This is a genomic window from Amycolatopsis sp. NPDC104775, from assembly GCF_055583325.1.
On sequence record NZ_JBVJOE010000003.1, the window covers coordinates 145,598 to 168,117 of the forward strand.

The following is a 22,520-nucleotide window of genomic DNA, read 5'->3' on the forward strand; positions in this document are numbered from 1 at the left end:
ACGACGTTCACCGACACGGCGTAACTCACACTCCCGGCTTAGCTCATTCGTGCGAGCCGCGGCGCGGGGTGACGAGGCCGGATTCGTACGCGAGCACCACCAGCTGGGCCCGGTCGCGCGCGCCGATCTTGGTCATGATGCGGCTGACGTGCGTGCGCGCCGTCGCGGCGGAGATCACCAGGTGGGCGGCGATTTCGTCGTTCGACAGCCCGCCCGCGACCAGCGCCAGCACCTCGCGTTCGCGTTCGGTCACCGCTTGCACGGCCGAGGTGTCGATCCGCCGGTGCTCCGGCCGTCCGACGATCTCGGCGATCAACCGGCGCGTGACGGTCGGGGCGAGCAACGCCTCCCCCGCCGCGACGACCCGCAGCGCGTGCAGGAGTTCGACGGGTTCGGTGTCCTTCAGCAGGAAGCCGCTGGCCCCGGCGCGGAGTGCCTCGTAGACGTACTCGTCGACGTCGAACGTGGTCAGGACCAGTACTTTCACCCCGCGCAGGTCGGGATGCGAGGTGATCCGGCGGGTCGCTTCGAGGCCGTCGGTGCCGGGCATCCGGACGTCCATCACGACGATGTCCGGCCGGTGCTCGACCGCCTGCGCGACGGCCTGTTCGCCGTCGCTCGCCTCGCCGGCCACCTCGAAGCCGTCCTCGGTGTCCAGCAGCAGCCGGAATCCGGCACGGACCAGGGCCTGGTCGTCGGCCAGCACGACGCGGATGGTCATTTCTCCCCCTCCACGGGCAGTTCCGCCCGCACCTGGAAACCCTGCCCGGTGACGCTCGCCTCGACGCTGCCGCCGAGTGCGGTCGCGCGTTCCCGCATGCCGCGCAGACCGTGGCCGGGCGTCGGCTGGCCGGTGCCGCGGCCGTCGTCGCGCACGATCAGGACCAGCGTGCCCGGCTTCCGCTCGAAGCGGACCTCGACGCGCTGAGCTCCGTCGGCATGCCGGACGACATTGGTCAGCGACTCCTGCAGGATCCGGTAAGCCGCGCCGTCCACTGGCGCGGGCAGGTCGCCGGCTTCGCCGTGCAATTCGACTTCCAACCCAGCGGCGCGTGCGTGATCGAGCAGTTCGTCGACCTGCGCGAGGCTCGGCGCGGGCGCACGGTTCTCGCCGGAACGCAGCACGGCGAGCGTCGCGCGGAGGTCGTTGAGCGCGGACGCGCTGGCCGCCTTGATGTTGAGCAGCGCCTCTTTCGCCTGCTCCGGCCGCCGATCCGCGACGTGCGCCGCGACGCCTGCCTGGACGTTGATCATCGCGAGGCTGTGCGCGACGACGTCGTGCACTTCGCGGGCGATGCGGAGCCGCTCCTGCTCGGCCATCCGATGCCGGTGCTCGTTGGCCTGCTCGCGCCGGGCGGCGACGGCCGCGAACTGGAACCGCACCGCGGTCGCGATGCCGATCACCGCGGCCATCCAGACCACGGCGAAAAGCGCCCAAGCACTGACCGCAAACGTTTGCGCGGTGATGATGCGGACTACATACGCTCCCGCTAGGACAGTCGCCCCGGTGCTCCCGGCGACGACCGGTCCCTTCTTCCGCGTGAGGACGAAGAGCGCGACGGTGGGGACGATAATCACCGGGCCGCCGGGCTCTGGCGACAGGTAGTACGCGTACGCCGAGGCCGCGGTGAGCACAAACAGCGGCAGCGGGTACCGGTGGACGAGCAGCAGGGTGGGCACGGTCGCGGCGAGCCAGGCGGCGCCGAGCGGGCTCAGCGGGTGCGGGGCATGTTGCCAGCGGCCGGACGCGCTGGAGCCGCCGAGCACGAAGGCGAGCACCACGAAGGTCCGGAACACCCGCCCGAACCACGGGTTCTGAGCCCGCCACCAGTAGTGCATGGAGCGAAAGCTACCGGGGAAGACGGCTGGGCGCGTCCGTCGTGGAGCGCGGAATCCGGCTACGCGTGGCGAGGTATGTCGAGGACGTTCGTCCGGCTCCGTTCACTGGGTAACTGGCGGAAAAAGATCTGCTCTCGGCTGGAACGCCCCCGCGGAGGTCCCGGCCAGCACGAAGGCCGACGGCCGCGCGGCACGCCCGAAGTCACCTCCGGCGAGGGCGTGACCCACCTGCGCTACCGCGTCTTGGGCACGAACTCCAGCAGCTTCTCCCGCGTCTCGTCGTTCGCCGGGGTGTAGACCGACATCCGGATCTCCGAGCGGCGGCCGGCGTAGAGGTAGGTGAAGTCGAACGTCAGCAGGCCCGCGTCCGGGTGCAGGTAGCGCTTGCTCTTGGCCTGCTCGGTGTTCACGTCGTGCTGGCTCCACAGCTCCGCGAAGCACGGCGACTCCGCCATGAGCCGTTTGACCAGCGACTTCCACCCGGGTTCACCCATGTGCTCGGCCATCGCCGCGCGGAAGGACGAGACCATCCGCGGCACGTTCTGCTCCCAGTCGACCATCCGCTCTTTCCACTGTGGATTGAGCAGGCATTGGACGAGCGTGTTGCGTTCCTCGTACGGGATCTTGTCGACGCCGCCCATCAGCCAGTCGTAGCCGGCGTTGTGGCCGATCACGTCGAAGCGCGCGTTGCGGACCGCGACCGGGAACGGCTCCAGCTGGACCATCATGTCCCGCATCGAGGGTGTGATCGCGGAGCAGTTCTTCTTCTCGGTCACCGGTTCCGGCGCGCCGGCGAGGGTGAACAGGTGCACGTGCTCGTGCGGGTCGAGCCGGAGCGTGCGGGAGATCGCGCTGAGCACCTGCTCGGAGGCGTTGATGTCGCGGCCCTGTTCGAGCCACGTGTACCAGGTGACGCCCACCCCGGCGAGCTGCGCGACTTCCTCGCGGCGCAGCCCTGGCGTGCGACGGCGGCCGCCGAGCGGCAGTCCTACCTGCTCCGGCGTGATGCGCCCGCGCCGGTTGCGGAGGAACTCTCCCAGCTCGGTCCGGCGGAGGCGGTCTTCGATGCCACTGGTCACGAGTACCAGGTAAGCACACCGCCGACCCTGTTACCAGGTAGTCGCAGTACCAGGATAGAAGCACACCTGGTACCAGGGTTTGCGGCAGCGGAACGTAGTACTCATGACGACTACCACCACCGCCCCGGCAATGGCTACCGCCGCTGTCGGGACGCCGGAGCGGACGGGACTCACGTCCGCCGGCTTGATCACTGTGCTGCTGGGGGCGGCGCTGCCGATCATCGACTTCTTCATCGTCAACGTCGCCCTGCCGACCATCGATGCCGACCTGCACGCGTCCACCGCGACCCTCGAACTGGTCGTCGCGGGCTACGGCATCGCGTACGCGGTGTTGCTCGTGCTCGGCGGCCGGCTTGGCGACACCTTCGGCCGCCGCAAGCTCTTCCTGCTCGGCCTCACGCTCTTCACGCTCACCTCGCTGGCGTGCGGGGTCGCCCCGGACGCCGCGACGCTGGTCATCGCCCGGGTCGCGCAGGGCGCGGCTTCGGCGATGCTGCTCCCGCAAGTGCTCTCGATCATCCAGGCCGGCACCACCGGCGAACGCCGCTCGCGGGCGATCGGCCTCTACGGCGCGACCGGCGGGATCGCCACCGTCATCGGGCAGCTGCTCGGCGGCGCACTGGTGGCCGCCAACCTGTGGGACCTGAGCTGGCGGCCGATCTTCCTGGTCAACGTGCCGATCGGGATCATCGGGCTGCTGCTCGCGCGCCGCACGGTGCCGGACAGCCGGGCGAACAACCCGCTCGGCGTCGACCGCTGGGGAACCGTGCTGCTGGCCGTTTCGCTGCTGTCGCTGCTGATCCCGATCATGGAAGGCCGCGCGCTCGGCTGGCCGTGGTGGAGCATCGCGCTGCTGGTGCTCTTCCCGTTCGCGGCTTTCGGCTTCGCCCGGGTCGAGCGGAAGCTCGAAGCCGTGGGCGGTACGCCATTGCTGCCGCCCGCCCTGCTGCGCACCGCGAGCGTCCGGCACGGCTTGACCGTCGCGGTCCCGTTCTTCGCCACCTTCGGCTCGTTCATGTTCGTCTACGCGGTGACGCTGCAGAACGGCCTGCACCTCGGCCCGCTCGGCGCCGGGCTGGCGTTGACCCCGATGGCCGTCGCGTACTTCACGACGTCGCTGGTCAGCAGCCATCTGGTCGCCCGGTTCGGGCGCAAGATCGTGCCGGTCGGCGGGCTGATCCTCACCGTCGGGCTGCTCGCGCTCGCCGGAACCGCGCTGCTGGACTGGCCCGACCTGTCGATCTGGCAGCTGGCCCCGGCGATGGTGCTGATCGGCGTCGGCAACGGGCTGACGATGAGCACGCTGTTCCGGGTGGTGCTGTCCCGGGTGCCCGCCGACCTGGCCGGAGTCGGCGGAGGCGTGCTGACCACCACCCAGCAGACCTCGCTGGCGCTGGGCGTCGCGGTGCTGGGCAGCCTGTTCGCCAGCCTGAGCGTGCCGGGCGCGATGGGGTATCAGGGGGCGTTCGTGCTGGTCATCGGGATTCTGGCGGCACTGGCGGTGCTGGTCAGCGGGCTGGCGCGCAAGCTTCCCGACCCGCGCTGAGAAATTCGTCCGACGGAAAACCCCGCTCCCGGACGACGATGGGGATGTGACGGAACCTCGGGTGCAGCCAGACCCGGCCTTCGCGCTGCTCGGCCTCTACGAACGGGCCCTGCCGGAGGTCTATGGCTACCTGCTCGCGAGGTGCGGCGACCGCGTGCTGGCGGAGGAACTGACGTCGGAGACGTTCCTCGGCGCAGTCGCCGCCTGCCGCAAGGAGCACGCGCCGCCGGTGAGCACGCCCTGGCTGATCGGGGTGGCCCGGCACAAACTGGCCGACCACTGGCGGCGGGCCGAACGGGAACAGCGCGGGCTGCGGCTCGTGCACGACGCCGAAGGCGACGTCGAGGATCCCTGGGACGAGCAGCTCGACGCCCTGCGCGCGAGGCAGGTGCTCGAATCGCTGACGGTCTCGCATCGGGCGGTGCTCACCTTGCGGTATGTCGACGGCCTGCCAGTGCGCGACGTCGCCGCGCATCTGGGCCGGACCATCCACGCGACGGAGGCGTTGCTGACGCGGGCCAAAACCGCGTTCCGCCGCAGCTACGAGGAGAAGGAGGGACGCGATGGCTGAGCCCTTCGACGCGCTCGCGCTGCCCTCGACTCCGGCCGACCCCGATCCGGCCTTCGCCGAGCAGCTGCGGGACGACCTCCGCCGCCTGATCCTGAACGGAGCGGAGATGACCACCACTGAAACCCAGCAGGCCCGAGCCGGTGCGCTGACGCCGTACCTGGTCGTGACCGACGCCCGGGCCGCGCTCGACTTCTACGTCGAGGTCTTCGGGGCACGACGCCGGTCCGAGCCGATCGTGATGGACGACGGCCGGGTCGGACACGCCGAACTGGACATCGGCGGCAGCGTGCTGATGCTGGCCGAGGAATTCCCCGAACTGGGCAACGTCGTCGCTCCGGAGGGCGGCGCGCTGGTGCGGGTCGAGGTGCCCGACCCCCGGCGTGCGGCGCGGCGGGCGGTGGAACTGGGCGCGGAACTGCTGCGTCCGGTCGAGGACCGCGGCTACGGGCTGAACGGCGTGATCCGCGACCCGTACGGCCAGCGCTGGCTGGTCGGAAAGGCCGCGCCGAGCGCGCAAACGCCCGGGGAGCGCACCTATCGGCACGGCGAGGCCGGTTATTTCACCTTCCAGGTACCCGACGACGTCCGGGCCAAGGCGTTCTACGGCGCGGTGCTCGGCTGGCAGTTCAACCAGGGCAGCCTGCCGACCGCGTGGCGCATCGAAGGAGACGGTCTTCCCGGCGGGCTGTGGGGCGGGCCGGAACTGCAGCCCGGCTGGAAGCTGATGTTCGCCGTCGACGACCTCGACGCGGCGCTGCGCCGGGTGCGCGAGGCGGGCGGGCAGGCAGGCGAGGTGGAGCACCAGCCGTACGGCCGAACGGCCGATTGTGCCGACGACCAGGGGATCGAGTTCTGGCTGTGGGAACAACCACGCACGTGACCTCGGCCAAAACCTCGGCGGCAAACCGGCCGCCGGGGCGCACACTCGGGAAGATGAGCCCGCACTGGACGCCTCGAGACGAAGCCGAACTGACTGCCGGCTGGCAGCTGTGGCTCGCGCTGGACTCCTGCGCCTGGCCGGGACCGGACTGGGACGGCACGCCCGCCGAGGCCGTCCGCGGCCTGGAGCGGTGCTTCACCGCCTGCGACGAGATCCTCGCCGCGTACGGCCAACCGGATTCGGCGGTCGCCGGGCTGGTGCGTTCGATGCTGCTGGCCGCCAACTGGACGCTCGGACTCTGGCGCGACGACGCGGACCCGCTCGATTCCGAGCGGGCCGCGCTGCTGCACGCCGATCTCGCCGCGTTCTCCGATCACGCGGAGAGCGTCCGGACCTTGCTGGCCGCGGGCGGCGGGTGGGCCTCGCTTCCGCTGTGACCCGCCCGCCGACTGTCTACATAGGACTTACCAGCGCGCGGGCCGCTTCCGCTCCGGCTCGTACGGCTGCGTGATGACCTCGATCCCGTTTCCGCCCGGGTCAAGGAAATACACGCCGCGGCCGCCGTGGTTGTGGTTGATCTCGCCGACCTGCTTGCCCATCGGATCGGCGTGGTAGGCGACCCCGGATTCCTTCAACCGCGCGAAAAACGCGTCGAAGTCGTCCTCGGGGATGAGGAAACAGTAGTGCTGCAGCTTGCGGTCCTCGTCGGGGATCGTGGCGAAGTCGAGCCGGACGCCGTTGCTGGTTTCGACGGGGATGAACGGGCCCCATTCCTCGCCGACCTCGAAGCCCAGCAGGTTCGCGAAGAATTCGGCGGATTCCCGGTTGTCCCGGGACGGGACCATGAGGTGATTCAGTTCAAGTGAAACGGACACGAAGCAATGCCTCCAGAAGGCATCCCAGCACCTCCATGCCTCACCCAGCCGGTGACCGACACGCGATGCCGCGCAAGAGCATAGCGCAGTTCGCGCGATTTTCCGATCAGGAAACCGGAACCCGCCGCCGGGCCGCGCGCGGGCGGCCGACGCCCTGCCAGGACAGCCCGGCGTCGAGAATCATGCCCGGGTCAAGGAGATTGCGGGTGTCGACGACGTCGTCGCCCTCCATCGCGTCCGCGATCGCCACCCAGTCCAGGTTCCGGAACTCGGCCCATTCGGTAAGCACCACAACGACATCCGCGTCCTTGGCGACCTGGTACGGATCGTCCACGACGGTCATCCCAGCGATCCCGCCGGACACCGCCGGGTCGTACGCGGTGATCTCCGCGCCGAGCGCACCCAGCACCGAAGACACTGCCAGCGCGGGAGAATCGCGCAGATCGTTCGTGCCCGCCTTGAACGCCAGGCCCAGCACGCCGATCCGCGCACCGGCCAGCGTTCCGCCGCAGGCACCGGCGATCTTCGCCACGATGCGGTCGCGCTGGGCGATGTTCTCGTCGATCGCCGAGGTCAGCATGCGGAAGTCGTAGTCCACCGATTCGGCGACCTTGACCAGCGCGCTGGTGTCCTTGGGCAGGCACGAACCGCCCCAGCCAGGGCCGGGCTTGAGGAACGTGCGGCCGATCCGCCGGTCGTAGCCCATGCCTTCGGTGACCAGGTCGATGTCCGCGCCGAGCCGTTCGCACAATTCGGCGATCGAGTTCACATAGGACAGTTTGAGCGCGAGAAAGCAGTTCGCCGCGTACTTGACCAGTTCCGCGCTCGCCGCGTCGGCGACCACGATCGGGGCGGCGAGGTCGCCGTACAACTGCCCGACCCACGCGGCGGCGGCCCGCGAATCGGACCCGACCACGATCCGGTCCGGGTTCAGGAAGTCTTGCACCGCAGTGCCTTCGCGCAGGAATTCCGGATTGGACACGACCGGCACGTCGTCGCGGCCGACCATCGCTTGGATCCGTTTCGCGGTGCCGACCGGCACCGTCGACTTCGTGATCAGCGCGCAGCCGGGCGGCAGCACGTCGCCGATCTCCTCGGTCACCGCCTCCACCGCGCGCAAATCCGCGGACCCGCCCGCGCCCATCGGCGTCGGCACGCAGAGGAACACGCCCTCCGCGCCGCGAACGGCTTCCCGCGCGCCGACGACGAACGACAGCCGTCCGTTCGCCAGTCCGCGGGAGACCAGTTCGGCCAGTCCAGGTTCGAGGATGTCCACGCGCCCGGCCGACAGCCGGTTCACTTTCGCCACGTCCACGTCCACGCAGGTGACGCGGTGCCCGAGGCTCGCGAGACAAGCCCCCGTGGTCAATCCGACGTATCCCGTCCCTACCACCACGATCCGAGCTGAGCTCATGACGTGAAGGTGACAGCCGGAGTTGACCTCAGTGCTAACGGAAGCGGTCGCGGCCGAATACTCCTCGCGACGAGAAGCGGGTGAGGCGACACACTCCGGCCGGCGTGCGAACGAGCGTTAACCTGGGCGCGGAGGTGCACCGCGGCACCCGAGAGCAGGAGGAAGGCTGAAGATGCAGATCACCGACACCGCAGCGCTCGTCACGGGCGGCGCTTCCGGGCTCGGCGGCGCGACCGCCAAGGCGCTGGCCGCGAAAGGCGCGCGGGTGTTCGCCCTTGACCTCGCGCCCTCGATCGAGAAGGCCGAACGGGTCGATGGCGTCACCTATGTCGAGGCCGATGTGACCGACCCGGACCAGGTGCAGGGCGCCGTCGACACCGCGGCCGGCTCGGGCGTCCCGCTGCGCACGGTGGTCAACTGCGCGGGCATCGGGCCGTCCGCGCGCATCCTGTCCCGCAAGGGCCGCCACGACCTCGGGCTGTACGCGAAGGTCATCCAGATCAACCTGATCGGCACCTTCAACGTCGTCACCATCGCCTCCGAGGCGATCGCGAAGACCGAGCCGCTGGCCGACGACGCCCGCGGCGTCATCATCAACACCGCGTCCGTCGCCGCGTTCGACGGCCAGATCGGGCAGGTGGCGTACGCGTCGTCCAAGGGCGGCGTGGTCGGCATGACGCTGCCCGCCGCGCGCGACCTCGCCTCGCACGGCATCCGCGTGCTGACGATCGCGCCCGGCATCGTCGACACCCCGATGCTCGCCACCGTCAGCGACGAGTTCCGCGCCGGACTCGCCGCCGGGGTGCCGTTCCCGAAGCGGCTGGCGCGGCCGGACGAGTACGCGCAGCTCGCCCTGTCGCTGATCGACCACGACTACCTCAACGGCGAGGTCGTCCGCATGGACGGTTCGCTGCGGATGGCCCCGCGCTGACCTGCTAGCGAGTGGCTGTGCCGCCCCCTCGGCGGCACAGCCACCCGGCCGGTCACTCCTTGCGCAGCCGCACTTCGAGACCGATCCCGTCCGGGGTCACCTCGCAGGTGCGGAACTTGCTCTCCGCGACCGTCGCGCTGAACTGCTCGGGCGTGTACGCCCGCCGCCGCAGCCCACGGAGCGTGCGGACGGTGGTGAACGTGGCCACTGGACCGAGATCCATCCGCGCGACCTCAGCGTCCAGCTCCGCGTCCGTGGTGCTCTTGCTCAGGTCCTGGATCAGCGCGACGCCGCCCGGCCGCAGCACCCGGTGCATCTCGTCGAGCGCGTCCACCGGGTCGGCGAAGTTCTTGAACGCCGCCTGGCACACCAGGAAGTCGAACGATCCGTCCACGAACGGCATCGCCGCCACGTCGCCGCGGCGGAAGTCCACCGAGACGCCCTGTTCCCTCGCATACTCCTTGGCCAGCTGGACAAAGGTCCGGCTGACGTCCAGCCCGGTCACCGTGCAGCGACCGGTGCGGGCCAGCTCCACCGCGAAGAAACCCGGACCGGGCGCGACCTCGAGCACGTCGGAGCCTTCGGCCAGCTCCGAAGCCAGCATTTCGGCCGTTTCGCGGTACTGCACCAGCTGCGGTTCGGTGCCCCGCCCCCGCGCGTAAGCCCGGGCGACCGGCCCCTCCATCTCCGGCAGCAGCTTCGTGCGATGGCGTTTGACCTGGGTGTTCCCCATGTGCTTTCTCCCTGTTCGGTTGAGACCGAACCGGGCGCCGCGGGGCCGGTATCCTTCTCGACGCAGCCCGAGGACAGGTATCCGCACCCGCGGTTTCCGGTTCGACGGTTCCCGGTCCCGGGGGGCGGTGTGCCAGCACCTCCTCCGGGACCTCTTCATTCGCCTTCGTTCGCGATGAAGGCGGCCATGTCCGGCAGCTCCCCGGTTTCCCGGTAACGCCGCCATTCCTCGACCCCCGGTATCGCACCGGTGGCCAGCTCTTCGCGCAGCCCGCGGATCCATTCGGCTTCCGCGCGCCACATCGCCAGTTGGTACTCCGCCTCGACGAGGACCAGCCTCGGCAGCTCGGCCCGCATCTTCACCAGCGCCTCGACGCGCTCGCCGATCAGCCGGTCCAGCGCGCCGACCCGGTGCTCCAGCTGCTGGTCGACGACCTCCGGCCGGAGCGCGAGCATCACCGACAGCCCGGTGTGAAACCGCGTGGGCTCCGGATCCGGGACCCCGATCAGCTCGGCGATCCAGTCCTCCATCTCGGCCTGGCCCGCCTCGGTGAGCCGGTACACGGTCCGCTCCGGCCGGGCCCCGTCCCGCACGTTCTCGACCGCTTCGAGGAAACCGTGCTTTTCGAGATTGCCGACGACCGTGTAGAGCGAACCCCACTTGATTTTCAGGTCGCCTTCCTTGCCGCGTTCCCGCAGCAGAGTGGCGACTTCGTACGGATGCATCGGGCGCTCGAACACGGTGCTCAGCACGGCGAGGCCCAGCAGGTTGGACACCTTCCGCCGCTTCACTCCGCGCCTCCTCGTGGACGAGTACTCGCCGACGAGTATACGCAGAAGCGCGCTGAACCGGCAACGACGAAACCGAGAGATGCCGCGAGGCACCGCCGAAGGGTCAGATGTCCAGCATGTACGGGACCTCGTCCTGCGCCCGCTCGCTCATCCACTCCCGGAGGGCCTTGGTCGCCAGGACGTCGTCCTCGTTGTAGCGCAGCAGCCGCTCGCGCTGTTCGTCGTCGGGGACCGCGCCGTCCATGCCGACCGCGTCGCGATACCACCGCATCGACGCCTCGCCGCCCGCCTCCGGATCCCGCCAGGAGAACCCGGCCACCGGTGCGATCACCTTGAGCCCCTTGCCCCGCGAGCACAGGAATTGATCCGTCACGCTGCGGAAAAGATCCACCCACTCGTCGGAGTCCACAAAGGACTGAACCGTGCGCTTCTCCGGAATCCCGGAATACTCCCCGAACCGCTCGACCGAACCGAACAGCCACCGGTTCTCCGCGAGCGCGTTGTAGCAATACGCCCGGAAAGTCAGCCCGGCCGCGAGGGTCCGCTCCCGGACATCGGTGAACCAGGCCCAGAACTCGGCGAACGACCGCGCCTCGTCGACCGTCGGCAACGGCTCCCAGGTCGCGAACGCCCGATACCCCCGCGGCACGCCGATGTCCGCCCCGGACAGCAGCGTTCCCCACAGATAAGCCCCGGAATCACCGAAGCTTTCCATGTCCACGTCGACTTCGACGTCCGCGCGCGGCACCTCGACCTCCGGTGTCCGCCGCACCACCGTCAGGTCCGCCAGCCACGCCCGCGCCAGCATGATCGCGTCGGAGAACGTGCCGCCCGTCCAGTTCATCGGCGGCATCTCGGCGGCCGGGTCCAGCGCGGCCAGCTTGTCCACAGTGGACACTCCGACGCGGCGCAGCTCTCCCGCGTCCTCGCCGCGCACCACCAGGCTCACGTCCCGGGTTTCGGTGAGCACGACCTCGCAGGTGGCCCAGAACGGACACCTGCGGCACTCCAGAACCCGGGAAGGCGCGGCCAATGCCTCCGCACCGGTCGCCGCCGCGGTCGCCACGGCGAGCCGGTCCGCGAAGCGCGCGTCGTATTCGTCCAGCGCGCTGCGGCCGCCCGGCCAGGTGCCCGCGGTGAGGTCGTGCCAGACGACGACATCCGCGTCGAGACCGATCACGCCGCCGACCGCGCGTCCGCTGGCCGCTTTGCCGTAGGTCTCCAGCATCCGCCGCAGATGCGCGAGCCGCAGCTGGTCCCGCGGCTGCGACCGCACCTTGCGCAGCTCGTCCGGCGAACGGCGGGCCGGATCCAGCTCGGTCATCGCGGTGGTGGGCGCGCCCTGGCCGCGGTCGGTGATCCGGTGCCGGACCACCAGCACCGGCACGTATCCGTCGCCGACACGCACCAGCAGGTCGATTCCGCCGCGCCGGTGCCCGACCGGGTCGGCGGGCAGCAGCGCGCCCCAGATGTACTGAATGCCCTCGGCGAACGCCTGCTCGGTGAGCCGCACCCGCTCGCCCGCCGGCGCGGTGCGCGGCACCCGCGCCCACGTGACGTCCGGACCCGAGGCCGCGACCAGCTGTTCGAGGATTTCCTCGCGATGCGCGGTCGCGTCGTCGATGCGCTGCTGCGCGGTCGGATCCGGCGGCGGCAGCGGCACGTCGCGCATCGCCGGGTCGTGTTCCAGGTGCACCCGGCGGCGGCAACGGCTCACCGCTCCCGCGTCGAGCAACACCTCGTCTCCCATAGCGATCACAATAGATCGTGGGTACGACATTCCCCGCGCGAGCCGACATGCCCGTCAGGTCGGGGACCAGTAAGTTCATCCGGAGAAGGCGTGGGAGGTAACGGCCATGGCGCGCAAGGCCAAGCAGGACAAGGCCAAGCAGGACGAGGGTGAAGCCCGGTTCACCCCGAAGAAGGCGAAGAACGCGGTCGCGGTGGCCAAGGTCATCGGGCCCGCGGTGCTGCCGGTGCTCGCGCCGTACGCGGTCCGCGCCGCGGGCGCGGTGCGGGAGGCGTACGACCGCTACCAGGCCCGCAAGCTGGGCGTGGCGGTCGATCAGCTCGGCGAGTACACCGGCCGCGGCGCGGCGCTGCACGCCCGGATCGCGGGTCTCGTGCAGGGGCTCGGCGAGCTGAAGAAGTCGGCGAAGGCGACCGACGCGGATCAGAAGTTCGCCGCCGAAACGCAGTCGACGCTGGAGCAGCTGTCGGCCACGGTGCGTGCCGCCGAGCGCATGCCCGCCGCTCGGCGCAAGGCCGCGCACCGCGCGGTGACCGGCGAACTCGACCGGCTGGAAGAACAGCTGCTGCACCGGTTGGGCATCTGAAAAAGGCTCCTTGCGGGAAGCTGATTCCCGCAAGGAGCCCTTCCCGGCTTCGGGCGCTACTTGATGAAGCCCTTCCGCAGCATCCAGTCGTGCGCGACGGTTCCGGCGTCCTTGCCGTCCACGTCGACCTGCTTGCACAACTCGACCATCTGCTTGTTGTCGATCGCCGCCGCCACCGTCTCCAGCGGCCCGCGAATTTCCGGATGCTGGTTCAGGAACTCCGTTCGCAGCGTCGCCGCCGCGTTGTACTGCGGGAACGCCTTCTTGTCGTCCTCGAGCACGCGCAGGTTCAGCCCGGAGATCCGGCCGTCGGTGGTGAACACCTCGCCGACCGGGCAGGTGCCGTTGGCCACCGCCGAATAAATGGTGCCGATCCCGAAATTCTCGACCTTCGGGTTCTTGAACCCGTACGCCTTGACCGCCGCCGGGAACCCGTCCTGGCGGCTGGTGAACTCCGTTTCCAGGCAGAACCGGTTCTGGTCCGGATGCGAGGTGAGGAATTTCGCCAGATCCGAGGTGGACTTGAGGTTGTTCTTCGCCGCGTATGCCTCGGTGGTGGCGAACGCGTACTGGTCGTTCAGCGGCGAGTAGTTCAGCCAGGTGACGCCGTACTTCTCCGCGTCGGCCTTCGCCGTGGCCTCGTACTGCGCCTTCTCGCCGCCCGGCACCGGCAGTTCGTTGCCCTGGTAGTTGATCCAGCCGGTGCCGGTGTACTCCCAAGTCACGTCGGTCTGCCCATTGAGCAGCGCCTGCCGCGACGAGTTCGACCCCTTGATGTCGGTGAGGTCGATGACGTCCGCGCCCGCCGCGCTCAGCGCCATTTCGGCCATGTAGCCGAGGATGATGTTCTCGGTGAAGTCCTTCGACCCGACCACCACGCGCTGGCCCTGCAGCGACGGGATCGGCCGGATCGAGCCTGGTTCGATCTTGAACGGGATCGAGGTGTTGACGTCGAGCCCGCACGCCGAGAGCGTCCCGGCGAGCAGGGCGGCGCCGACCAGCGCGCCCGCCTTTTTCAGGACGTTCATCAGCGCAGTCCCTTCGGTCCGAAGTACTGCTCGGCGACCGCGCCCAGCCAGTCCACCAGCAGCGCCAGCGCGACGGCCAGCACCGAACCGGTGATCAGCACCTTGGTCAGGTTGAGCTTGTAGCCGGTGTCGATCAGCAGGCCGAACCCGCCCGCGTTGACGAACATGCCGAACGTCGCGGTGCCGACCGCCAGCACGAGCGACGTGCGCAGACCGGCGAGGATCAGCGGAACCGCGAGCGGGAATTCCACCCGCCACAGCACCTTCTGCGCGGACATCCCGATGCCGCGGCCGGCGTCGATGAGCGACGGGTCCACCTGCTGGATGCCGACCATCGTGTTGCGCAGCACCGGGAGCAGCGAATAGAACGCCAGCGGCAGCGCGGCGACCCAGAGCCCGCCGGTCGCGCCGGTGAAGATGAACCACAGCACCAGCACGCCGAGGGCGGGCGCGGCCTGTCCGATGTTCGCGACGGCGAGGAAGATCGGCGCGAGCCACTTCGCCCACGGCCGGGTCACGACGATGCCGAGCGGCACCGCCACCAGCACCACGATCGCGGTGACCACGACGGTCATCGCCAGATGGTCGCGCAGTGCGGTGAGCAGCGACTCCGCGTTGAGCGTTTCCTTTTCGGTCGCGGTGAGCCCGCTGGCGAACACCCAGACGAGCGTGGCCGCGACGATCAGCACGACCACGACGGGCTGGGCGAACAGCCGGACGCGTTCCGCGCGGCGGGAGCCCGACTCGGTGCTGAATCCGGTATCGACGGCAGCGGTCATGCCGTAGCCCCGTCCTCGTCGACGTGGTCGTCGGCGTGCTCGTCGCGCAGCTGCTGGATCGTCGCGATGACCGTGTCCAGCTTGATCGTGCCCGCGTATTCGCCGCGCGGGCCGGTGACCGGCACCGAACCGCCTTCGGCGAGCATCGCCTCGAGCGCGTCCTGCAGCGTCGACTGGAGGCTCACGATGTCGCGCAGCGGCTTGCCGACCGAGCCCAGCGACGTGGCGTTGGTCAGCTCGCGCACGTGCACCCAGCGGATCGGCCGCCGCCGCTGGTCGAGCACCAGCGCGAACGGCTTGCGCGATTTGCTCAGCTTCTCCCGCACGTCGGCGGGCGATTCGTCGATCGTCGTGGTGAGCGCGTCCTGCTGCAGTTCGACGTCGCGCACCCGCAGCAGAGTCAGCTGCTTGAGCGAAGCGCCGGCTCCGACGAATCCGGCGACGGTGTCGTCCGCCGGGTTCGCCAGGATCGACTCCGGGGTGTCGTACTGCAGGATCTTCGACTGGTTGCCGAGCACCGCGATCCGGTCGCCGAGCTTGACCGCCTCGTCGAAGTCGTGCGTGACGAAGACGATGGTCTTCTTCAAATCGGTCTGCAGCCGGAGCAGTTCGTCCTGCAGGTTGCCGCGGGTGATCGGGTCGACCGCGCCGAACGGCTCGTCCATCAGCAGCACCGGCGGGTCGGCGGCGAGCGCGCGAGCCACGCCGACACGCTGCTGCTGCCCACCAGAAAGCTGACGCGGATAGCGGTCGCGGAATTCGGCCGGGTCGAGCCCGACCAGGTCCAGCATTTCCTCGACCCGCGCGGTCACCTTCTTCTTGTCCCAGCCGAGCAGGCCGGGGACGACGGCGACGTTCTGCGCCACGGTGAAGTGCGGGAACAGCCCGGCCTGCTGAATCGCGTAGCCGATCTGGCGGCGCAGGGTGTCCACGTCGAGTTTCAGCGCGTCCTGCCCGCCGATGGTGATCCGGCCGGACGTCGGCTCGATCAAGCGGTTGATCATCCGCATCGTGGTGGTCTTGCCGCAGCCGGACGGGCCGACGAACACCACGATCTTGCCCGCGGGCACGGTCATCGAGAAATCGTCGACGGCCGGGACGCGGGTGCCGGAGTAGCGCTTGGTGACGTGGTCCAGTTCGATTTCGACGCCGGAGACGTTTTCTTCGGTCGCAGTGTGCTCAGCCACGGACACCCCTAGAAACGGTGAATCGCTTGATCAGGACATAGATGCCGTCGAGCACCAGCGCGAGGATGACCACGCCGACGGTGCCGGTGAGGGCCTGGTTGAGGGAGTTCGTGCTCCCGGCGTTGGTGAGGCCGGAGAAGACCTCCGCGCCGAGGCCGGGCCCCTTGGCGTAGGCCGCGATCACCGCGATGCCCATCAGCATCTGGGTGGCGACCCGCATCCCGGTGAGGATCGCCGGCCAGGCCAGCCGCAGTTCGACCCGGGTGAGCACCGACAGCCTGCTCATCCCGATGCCGCGGGCGGCGTCGGTGATCGCCGGGTCGACCGCGTCGAGGCCGACGATCGTGTTGCGGACGATGGGCAGCAGGCCGTACAGCACGAGCGCGATCACCGCGGTGGTCGAGCCGAGGCCCGAAAGCGGGATCAGCAGACCCAGCAGGGCGAACGACGGGACGGTGAGGATCGTGCTGGCCAGCGCCGTGGCCACGGCGGAGCCGATGGGGCTGCGATAGACGGCGATGCCGATCAGCACGCCGAGGATCGCGGCGAGGATCGTGCACTGCACGACCATGCTGGTGTGCAGCCACGCCTGGAGCAGCAGCCTTCCCCACCGGTCCGAGATGTACTCGAAGAGGTTCATCCGTATTCGTTCTCCCGCCAGCTTGCGAGCCCCGGACGTCACCCGTTCGGAGTAGCCCGACAATCGGCAGGGTGACTACCCGAAACGGATACGGTCGAAACCCCCACTTCTCGGTTGTGTTCACCACCGTTTCGCATCAGCGAGGGGTCGGCAACCGAAACCACGGGCCCCACCGAGCGGTTTTTACCGGATCGAGACCCGCCTACCTGGACGTTTTCCGCGGTTGCTCACCATTCGAGACGCTTCAGTCACCCACCGGAGTGCCGTTAAGCTGCCCGAATGAGCACACCGGCCCGGCACCGCGGCGCACTCGCCGCTGTCCGCGGCGGACTGCTCGCACTGAGTTCGGCGTCACTCGCCGTCACCGCGCACGCGGTCGCTGACGGCGGACTGCCGGATCCCGCGCTCACTCTTCTGCTGACCGGCCTGCTCGGCTGGACCGCCACCGCGCTCGCCGATCGGGCCCGCGGACCGCTCGGCACGATCGCCGTCCTCGGCGGCGGACAGCTCGTCATGCACCTGGTGCTGACGACCCTCGGCGGGCACGACCCGTCCGGAGCGGCCGCCGCGCCGGACGGCTGGGCGATGACCGCGGCGCACGCCGTCGCGACCCTGCTCACCGCGCTGGTGCTGGCGCGGGCGGACGCGATGCTGCTCGCGGTGCTGCGCGTGGTGCGGATATTTCTTCCGCTGCTGGTCCGGCCGGTGCCGGTGCCGGTGGCGGCGAGCGGGGTCGCGCGGTCTCGGCCCGAGCGGGCGGTGCCGGTGCTGACCGTGCAGCTGCGGCGCGTGCGTGGGCGGCGTGGGCCGCCGGGGTGCTCCTGAACTTCTCGTGAGCCGGTTCTCCCCGAGATCAGCGCTCACCACCCCCCTTCCCCTTTTCCGGCGCAGGCGTTGCCCTTCGCCGGCCCTTCCCTGTTCAGGAGCAGTTGTGTCCCACCATGTCTTCCGTCGCGCCGGCGTGCTCGCCGCGACCGTCGCCGCCACCGGTCTGCTCGGAGCTGGCATCGCGTCCGCGCACGTGACCGCCAACGTCTACGGCGACCAGCCGGCCAAGGGCGGCTACGGCACGATCTTCTTCCGCGTTCCGAACGAGGACGCGAAGCTCGGCACGATCAAGGTCGAGATCGACGTCAAACCGGACTACGGCATCGGCAACTTCCGCACCAAGCCGATCCCCGGCTGGACCGCCGAGGTCACCAAGTCGAAGCTGCCGCAGCCGGTGACCACCGCGTCCGGCACGAAGATCACCGAGGCGGTCACGAAGGTCGTCTGGACCGCACAGCCGGGCACGAAGATCGGTTCGACCGAATTCCAGGAGTTCGAGGTCAGCGGCGGCCCGCTGCCGTCCAATGTGGACCAGCTGGAGTTCCCGGCGGTCCAGACCTACGAGGGTGGCAAAGTGGTGGACTGGAACCAGCCCACCCCGCCCAGCGGTGAGGAGCCGGAGCACCCGGCCCCGACGATCAAGCTCGCCGCCGCCGAATCCTCGGAGCACGGCGGACACGCGCAGACCACAGCTGCCGGAGAGAACGCCGAGGCCGCGTCGTCGTCGGACAACACGGCGCGCTGGCTCGGCGGAGCCGGCCTCGTGGTCGGCGCGCTCGGACTCGGCGTCGGCGCGGGCGCGGTGCTGCGCTCCCGCCGTCCCGCAGCCGGAAAGACCGAAGGAACCAAGTAATGCGTAAAGCGCTTCTCGCGCTGGCGATTTCCGGGGTGGCCCTGCTCGGCACGGCCACCCCGGCGCTGGCGCACAACGTGCTGATCAACTCCGATCCGGCCAGCGGCGCGTCCGTCGCCAAGGGACCGGCGAAGGTCACGCTCACGTTCGACCAGTACGTGCAGAACGCCGACGTCAACCAGATCGCGGTGACCGGACCGGACGGCAGCCAGTGGGCCGAGGGTCCGGTGACGGTGGAGAACAACGTGCTCAGCGCTCCGCTGCGGCCGCTCGGCCCGGCGGGCAAGTACACCGTCGGCTACCGGGTGCTTTCCGCCGACGGGCATCCGGTGTCCGGCGAGATCCCGTTCACCCTCACCACCGCGGGCACCGGCACCCCGGCCAAGGGCGACGCGGCCAAGGCGGCCGGGGCTCCCGCCCAGTCGGCCCCGGCGGGCGCCTCGTCGTCGAGCGGGGTGCCGATCTGGGTGTGGATCGCCGGTGCGGTGGTGCTGCTCGCGATCGGCCTCACCGTCGCGCTGCGCACCGGCCGCGACCCCGGATCGGACAAGGCGGACCAGTGACGCGAGCCGAGACCACCTCCGCCGTCCGCTGGGCCACGCTCGCCTGCGTGGTCATCGCGGGATTCCTGGGCGCGCTGATCGGCATCGCGCTCACCGCGTCCTCGCCCATTCCGGGCGTGGTGGAACCCAGCGAGGTGGTCTCGGCTGCCATCCCGATCGTGCGCGTGCTGCTGGATCTGGCGGCGGTCGCGACGATCGGGCTGGCCCTGTTGTCCGTGCTGGTCGGCTACGACCGGCCCAAGCTCACCGAACCGGTCATGCGCCGGGCTCGTCCCGCCGCGGTCGCCGCCGCGCTGATCTGGGCGGCGACCGCGGTGGTCGCGCTGATCCTGCAGACCGCGGAGTACAAACCGGGGAAACGGATGCTGACCGCGGGCGACATCGGCAGCTACATCGCCGAGGTCGGCGCGGGCAAGGCGCTGGTGATCGTGGCGGTGCTCGCGCTGCTGCACGCCGCGCTCGGGTTCGTCGCGCTGCGCAAGGGCGAGAAGGTGCCCGCCGAGGTGCGAGTGGGCCTCGGCATGTTCGCGCTGCTGCCGCTGCCGGTCACCGGCCACGCGTCGAACTGGGCTTATCACGACTACACGATGATCTCGATGGAGTTGCACGTGATGAGCGCGGTCGCCTGGTGCGGCGGCCTCGGCGCGATGATCGTGCTGCTCGCGGCCAACCGGACGCTGCTCGCGCACGCGCTGCCCCGGTTTTCCAAACTGGCGACGCTGTGCCTGGTGCTGTCCGCGGTGACCGGCCTGTTCAACGGCATCGTGGAAATCCTGGCCAACCCGACGATCGGCTTCTGGGCGGGCGTGTTCACCACGCCGTACGGCCAGCTGATGGTGTTGAAGGTGCTGTGCACCGGCGCGATCGCGCTGCTGGCCGCCAACTTGCGGTGGCGGCTGATGCCGCGCATCGTCCGGCATCAGCGGACGGCGCTCGCTTCGTGGGCGACGCTGGAACTGACCGTTATGGGCCTCGCTTTCGGCTTCGCCGTGGTGCTCACTCGAGCCCCGGTCGCGGTGTCCTGACGGCAGAAGTGACCGCGGGTAGCCGCAACTTGCACAATGGGACTAGCAGTACGCTGAGTGGGGCGATCTGCCGGACCGAATTATCGCTGCGCAGCGATACCTCGTCAGCCATCGACGGAAAGCGGCGAACGGTCATCTGCAGTCGGCGAATGCACGTGCAGAATCCCGCTCAACGGTATCTCGTCCACGCGGTGGCCGTCCGGCCGGCGCGAAGGTCGGCCAGGCGGCGGCGCAGTTCAGCCCGCACCGGCGGATGACTGCGCAGGATCGGCAGCACGCTCGTCGTCAGCTTCAGCTCCCGGACCGCCCGGAGCACCGAAAACCCTGGCCAGGCCGTCACGTCGAAGCCATAGGCGGCGGCGAACTCCGCGTACCGGGCAGGCGGGTCCCCGAACCGTTCGCGGCCGACGGCGAGCGGCGTCAGATCCCATTCCGGCGGGCCGACGCAGGACGAATCGAAATCGCACAGCACCGGACCGTCCGGGCCGGGCAGCACATTCCCCGGATGCGCGTCGCCGTGCACGAACCCCCTGGCCAGCGGGAATTCCAGGGCGTCGAGCTGGTCCCGCACCCGCGCGCAGCGCTCCAGCAGGAACCGCCGGTCGGCCTCGGCGAGTTCCTCGGCGTCGGCGACGCGAGCCTCGATCGAACTCAGCGGATCCCATTCGGGCAGGCCCTCCGGCGGGGGCAGGGCGTGCACCTGCCGCAGCAATCCGGCCAGGTCGGCAGGCGTCGGCCGCGGTCCGGCGAACGGCACCAGATCCCACACGGTGACGAGGTGTCCGTGCACGTCCAGCGGCTGTTCGAGCCCGGACAGCAGCCGGACGGCGGGCACGTCGTGCCGGGCGAAATGCTCGGCGACGCGCACGACGGTGCCGACGCGGTGGCGCAATCGGGTGGAGCCGACGATCCGAATGACGACCGGTGCCCCGTTCAGTACGAACACCGCGTTGTTGGTGAACCGGAGCAGCCGCGCGCCCGCCGGATCGAGTCCGAGCCGAGCGCAGACAGCAGCCACTACCTGGCGCAGTTTCGCAGGGGTGAACCTGCCTTCGGGCAAGGCGAATCCGGTCGGCTCAGGCCGCGTAGAAGATCTTGAGCCGGTCGGCGAGGTCGCGGGCGTCGGGGTTGTTGCGCCGCCGTTCGGCTTCGGCCAGCAGCGGCCGCATCCGGTCCTTGACCCGCGCGGATTTGATGCTTTCCGCACATTCGATGGCCTTGCCGCCGATCTTCACGCCGTGGTCGATATCGCCCTCGAGCAGGTGGTTCGTGGCGAGCGCGCTGAGCATGAACGCCTTGCTGCGCGCCATGTCGTCGGTGTAGGTGTCGACCGCCCGGCTCAGCGCCGGGATCGCGTACTTCGTGTGCTCGGGGTTCTTCATCGCCAGCACGGTGTGCACGGTGCCGGTCATCGCGTAGACGTCGGTCTCGTTGAAGAACTTGACCCACGATTCGGCGGTGGCCAGGTCGGCGCGCGCGAATTCGTCCTTGCACCGGCCGAGCAGTTTCACCGACTGCTCCTCGTTGCCCATCATCGCGTAGGCCCACGCCTCGTTGGCGCAGAGCACGGCGACGGCCAGTTCGGAACCGGATTCCTGCGCGGCGATCTGACCGAGCTGGAACAGCTTGAGCGCGTCGTTCGCGGCGTCCTGGTGCAGGTAAACGCGGCCCATCCGGTACAGCACGTTGGCCACCAGATGGTGGTCGCCGCCCTGTTTGGCCAGGTCGAGCGCTTGCGCGAAATGACCGCGGGCGGAATCCATCAGGCCGGTGTCGAACGACGTCCACCCGGCGAGGCTGTGCAGGTCGGCGATCGCGGTGTACAGCCGCTGCTTCACCTTGTCCGCCGCGCTGGAGTCGAGCATCTGCTGTCCCCAGGACAGCTGCGCGACGACCGCGTCGCGGCAGAAACCGCCGCCGTACTGGTAATCGAGCGCGCGCAGCGCTCTGGTCGCCGCCTCCACCTGGCGCACGTCGGTCGTCCCGATGCGCCCGGGGGCGGGAGTGCGCGCGGGCGCCTCCGACCACGTGCCGGATTCCGGACCGAACACCGCCGCACCCATCGTGACCTGGGCGGCGTGCGCGAGGAACCTCCGTCGCTTCACGGACTCGTCCTCCTCAGCCTGCCGGCCGTCGGACGCGCCGACGACCCGTATCGCCGTGGTCTCGTCATAGGCGAGACCCATGTATCCACGGGGGACACCCAGGCCGTCGGCGATTCTCGTGAGCACGTCGTAGGCCATGACCTGGCGACCCTTGAGGATCTCCGACACCTCGGACTGCGACTGGCCGGTCATCGCGGCGATTTGGCGCTGCGATACTCCGTGTTTGCGCAACAGCCGGTACACGGCACTGACCTCGCGGGCGGCGAGCGCCTCCCGCATCTCGGGCTGTTCCCAGGCGTCGGCCGGAACCGGATTGCCTGACCGGGTGTCCGCGTGAGCGGTTCCGGAACCACTGCCAGCACTGGCATCCATTGCCATTGCGCCCCCTCACCGTCTCCTGGGCGTCTGATCAGCACCCTAAGCACACGCGAGAACCTTGTGAAACGCGCGGAGAACGGGGTTGATCGGCCGGGCCGAACTCCGTTGACCGCTTACCGTGGAACGCGGTCCGGTCACC

24 protein-coding genes are annotated in these 22,520 nt (G+C 69.7%); 10 read left to right on the forward strand and 14 right to left on the reverse strand.

Going from position 1 to position 22,520, the window contains the following annotated elements:
- Positions 1 to 43: 43 nt before the first annotated feature.
- The 3 genes from ACZ63D_RS14980 to ACZ63D_RS14990 form a co-directional block, all read right to left on the reverse strand.
- Positions 44 to 721 carry a response regulator gene (locus ACZ63D_RS14980; RefSeq protein ID WP_465354886.1) on the reverse strand — a complete coding sequence of 226 codons (678 nt, stop codon included), beginning with the start codon at positions 719 to 721 and terminating at the stop codon, positions 44 to 46.
- Positions 718 to 1,839: a sensor histidine kinase gene (locus ACZ63D_RS14985; protein ID WP_465354887.1), complete on the reverse strand. Its 1,122-nt coding sequence runs from the start codon at positions 1,837 to 1,839 to the stop codon at positions 718 to 720. Before ACZ63D_RS14985 ends, ACZ63D_RS14980 begins: the two co-directional genes overlap by 4 nt.
- 233 nt (positions 1,840 to 2,072) lie before the next feature.
- Positions 2,073 to 2,918: a helix-turn-helix transcriptional regulator gene (locus ACZ63D_RS14990; RefSeq protein WP_465354888.1), complete on the reverse strand. Its 846-nt coding sequence runs from the start codon at positions 2,916 to 2,918 to the stop codon at positions 2,073 to 2,075.
- A gap of 103 nt (positions 2,919 to 3,021) precedes the next feature.
- Here ACZ63D_RS14990 and ACZ63D_RS14995 point away from each other — a divergent pair, with 103 nt between their 5' ends.
- The 4 genes from ACZ63D_RS14995 to ACZ63D_RS15010 are packed head-to-tail and all read left to right on the forward strand — an operon-like array spanning position 3,022 to position 6,352.
- A complete protein-coding gene (locus tag ACZ63D_RS14995; RefSeq protein ID WP_465354889.1) occupies positions 3,022 to 4,464 on the forward strand; it encodes an MFS transporter in 1,443 nt (480 codons plus the stop codon).
- A 46-nt stretch (positions 4,465 to 4,510) separates the two neighbouring features.
- A complete protein-coding gene (locus ACZ63D_RS15000; protein ID WP_465354890.1) occupies positions 4,511 to 5,035 on the forward strand; it encodes an RNA polymerase sigma factor in 525 nt (174 codons plus the stop codon).
- Positions 5,028 to 5,915 (forward strand): VOC family protein, encoded by an 888-nt coding sequence (locus ACZ63D_RS15005; protein ID WP_465354891.1) that lies wholly within the window; start codon positions 5,028 to 5,030, stop codon positions 5,913 to 5,915. Before ACZ63D_RS15000 ends, ACZ63D_RS15005 begins: the two co-directional genes overlap by 8 nt.
- Positions 5,916 to 5,968: 53 nt before the next feature.
- A complete protein-coding gene (locus tag ACZ63D_RS15010; RefSeq protein WP_465354892.1) occupies positions 5,969 to 6,352 on the forward strand; it encodes a hypothetical protein in 384 nt (127 codons plus the stop codon).
- Between the two features lie 27 nt (positions 6,353 to 6,379).
- On the opposite strand, the gene ACZ63D_RS15015 is transcribed toward ACZ63D_RS15010, so the two are convergent.
- Positions 6,380 to 6,790, reverse strand: coding sequence for a VOC family protein (locus ACZ63D_RS15015; RefSeq protein WP_465354893.1), 411 nt, complete (start codon positions 6,788 to 6,790; stop codon positions 6,380 to 6,382).
- Between the two features lie 106 nt (positions 6,791 to 6,896).
- Complete coding sequence (locus ACZ63D_RS15020) at positions 6,897 to 8,204, reverse strand: UDP-glucose dehydrogenase family protein (protein ID WP_465354894.1); 1,308 nt, start codon at positions 8,202 to 8,204, stop codon at positions 6,897 to 6,899.
- Between the two features lie 172 nt (positions 8,205 to 8,376).
- Here ACZ63D_RS15020 and ACZ63D_RS15025 point away from each other — a divergent pair, with 172 nt between their 5' ends.
- Positions 8,377 to 9,135 (forward strand): SDR family NAD(P)-dependent oxidoreductase, encoded by a 759-nt coding sequence (locus tag ACZ63D_RS15025; protein WP_465354895.1) that lies wholly within the window; start codon positions 8,377 to 8,379, stop codon positions 9,133 to 9,135.
- A 52-nt stretch (positions 9,136 to 9,187) separates the two neighbouring features.
- On the opposite strand, the gene ACZ63D_RS15030 is transcribed toward ACZ63D_RS15025, so the two are convergent.
- The 3 genes from ACZ63D_RS15030 to ACZ63D_RS15040 all read right to left on the reverse strand — a co-directional run bounded on the left by ACZ63D_RS15030 (position 9,188) and on the right by ACZ63D_RS15040 (position 12,409).
- Positions 9,188 to 9,868: a class I SAM-dependent methyltransferase gene (locus ACZ63D_RS15030; RefSeq protein WP_465354896.1), complete on the reverse strand. Its 681-nt coding sequence runs from the start codon at positions 9,866 to 9,868 to the stop codon at positions 9,188 to 9,190.
- 155 nt (positions 9,869 to 10,023) lie between these two features.
- On the reverse strand, positions 10,024 to 10,659 hold the full coding sequence (locus ACZ63D_RS15035) for a PadR family transcriptional regulator (RefSeq protein WP_465354897.1): 636 nt from the start codon (positions 10,657 to 10,659) through the stop codon (positions 10,024 to 10,026).
- Between the two features lie 103 nt (positions 10,660 to 10,762).
- A complete protein-coding gene (locus ACZ63D_RS15040; protein WP_465354898.1) occupies positions 10,763 to 12,409 on the reverse strand; it encodes a TM0106 family RecB-like putative nuclease in 1,647 nt (548 codons plus the stop codon).
- Between the two features lie 106 nt (positions 12,410 to 12,515).
- On the opposite strand from ACZ63D_RS15040, the gene ACZ63D_RS15045 reads away from it, so the two are divergent.
- Entirely contained in the window at positions 12,516 to 12,995 is a 480-nt protein-coding gene (locus ACZ63D_RS15045) for a DUF6474 family protein (protein WP_465354899.1), read from the forward strand.
- Positions 12,996 to 13,051: 56 nt separating this feature from the next.
- Here the strand turns inward: ACZ63D_RS15045 and ACZ63D_RS15050 are convergent, their stop codons facing one another.
- The 4 genes from ACZ63D_RS15050 to ACZ63D_RS15065 are packed head-to-tail and all read right to left on the reverse strand — an operon-like array spanning position 13,052 to position 16,629.
- The gene (locus tag ACZ63D_RS15050) at positions 13,052 to 14,023 is read right to left on the reverse strand and encodes a glycine betaine ABC transporter substrate-binding protein (protein ID WP_465354900.1); all 972 of its coding nucleotides are present in this window, start codon (positions 14,021 to 14,023) and stop codon (positions 13,052 to 13,054) included.
- Entirely contained in the window at positions 14,023 to 14,802 is a 780-nt protein-coding gene (locus ACZ63D_RS15055) for an ABC transporter permease (RefSeq protein WP_465354901.1), read from the reverse strand. Before ACZ63D_RS15055 ends, ACZ63D_RS15050 begins: the two co-directional genes overlap by 1 nt.
- Positions 14,799 to 15,995 carry an ABC transporter ATP-binding protein gene (locus tag ACZ63D_RS15060; protein WP_465354902.1) on the reverse strand — a complete coding sequence of 399 codons (1,197 nt, stop codon included), beginning with the start codon at positions 15,993 to 15,995 and terminating at the stop codon, positions 14,799 to 14,801. Before ACZ63D_RS15060 ends, ACZ63D_RS15055 begins: the two co-directional genes overlap by 4 nt.
- Positions 15,982 to 16,629: an ABC transporter permease gene (locus ACZ63D_RS15065; protein ID WP_009085672.1), complete on the reverse strand. Its 648-nt coding sequence runs from the start codon at positions 16,627 to 16,629 to the stop codon at positions 15,982 to 15,984. The genes ACZ63D_RS15060 and ACZ63D_RS15065 overlap by 14 nt, the downstream gene beginning before the upstream one ends.
- 279 nt (positions 16,630 to 16,908) lie before the next feature.
- Here ACZ63D_RS15065 and ACZ63D_RS15070 point away from each other — a divergent pair, with 279 nt between their 5' ends.
- The 4 genes from ACZ63D_RS15070 to ACZ63D_RS15085 all read left to right on the forward strand — a co-directional run bounded on the left by ACZ63D_RS15070 (position 16,909) and on the right by ACZ63D_RS15085 (position 19,898).
- Entirely contained in the window at positions 16,909 to 17,454 is a 546-nt protein-coding gene (locus ACZ63D_RS15070; protein ID WP_465354903.1) for a hypothetical protein, read from the forward strand.
- Between the two features lie 106 nt (positions 17,455 to 17,560).
- Positions 17,561 to 18,310 (forward strand): YcnI family copper-binding membrane protein, encoded by a 750-nt coding sequence (locus tag ACZ63D_RS15075; protein ID WP_465354904.1) that lies wholly within the window; start codon positions 17,561 to 17,563, stop codon positions 18,308 to 18,310.
- The gene (locus ACZ63D_RS15080; protein WP_465354905.1) at positions 18,310 to 18,873 is read left to right on the forward strand and encodes a copper resistance CopC family protein; all 564 of its coding nucleotides are present in this window, start codon (positions 18,310 to 18,312) and stop codon (positions 18,871 to 18,873) included. Before ACZ63D_RS15075 ends, ACZ63D_RS15080 begins: the two co-directional genes overlap by 1 nt.
- Complete coding sequence (locus ACZ63D_RS15085; RefSeq protein ID WP_465354906.1) at positions 18,870 to 19,898, forward strand: copper resistance D family protein; 1,029 nt, start codon at positions 18,870 to 18,872, stop codon at positions 19,896 to 19,898. The genes ACZ63D_RS15080 and ACZ63D_RS15085 overlap by 4 nt, the downstream gene beginning before the upstream one ends.
- Positions 19,899 to 20,067: 169 nt before the next feature.
- Here ACZ63D_RS15085 and ACZ63D_RS15090 read toward each other — a convergent pair whose 3' ends face one another.
- A complete protein-coding gene (locus tag ACZ63D_RS15090) occupies positions 20,068 to 20,958 on the reverse strand; it encodes a phosphotransferase enzyme family protein (protein WP_465354907.1) in 891 nt (296 codons plus the stop codon).
- Between the two features lie 16 nt (positions 20,959 to 20,974).
- Positions 20,975 to 22,375: a tetratricopeptide repeat protein gene (locus tag ACZ63D_RS15095; protein ID WP_465355547.1), complete on the reverse strand. Its 1,401-nt coding sequence runs from the start codon at positions 22,373 to 22,375 to the stop codon at positions 20,975 to 20,977.
- Positions 22,376 to 22,520: the final 145 nt, after the last annotated feature.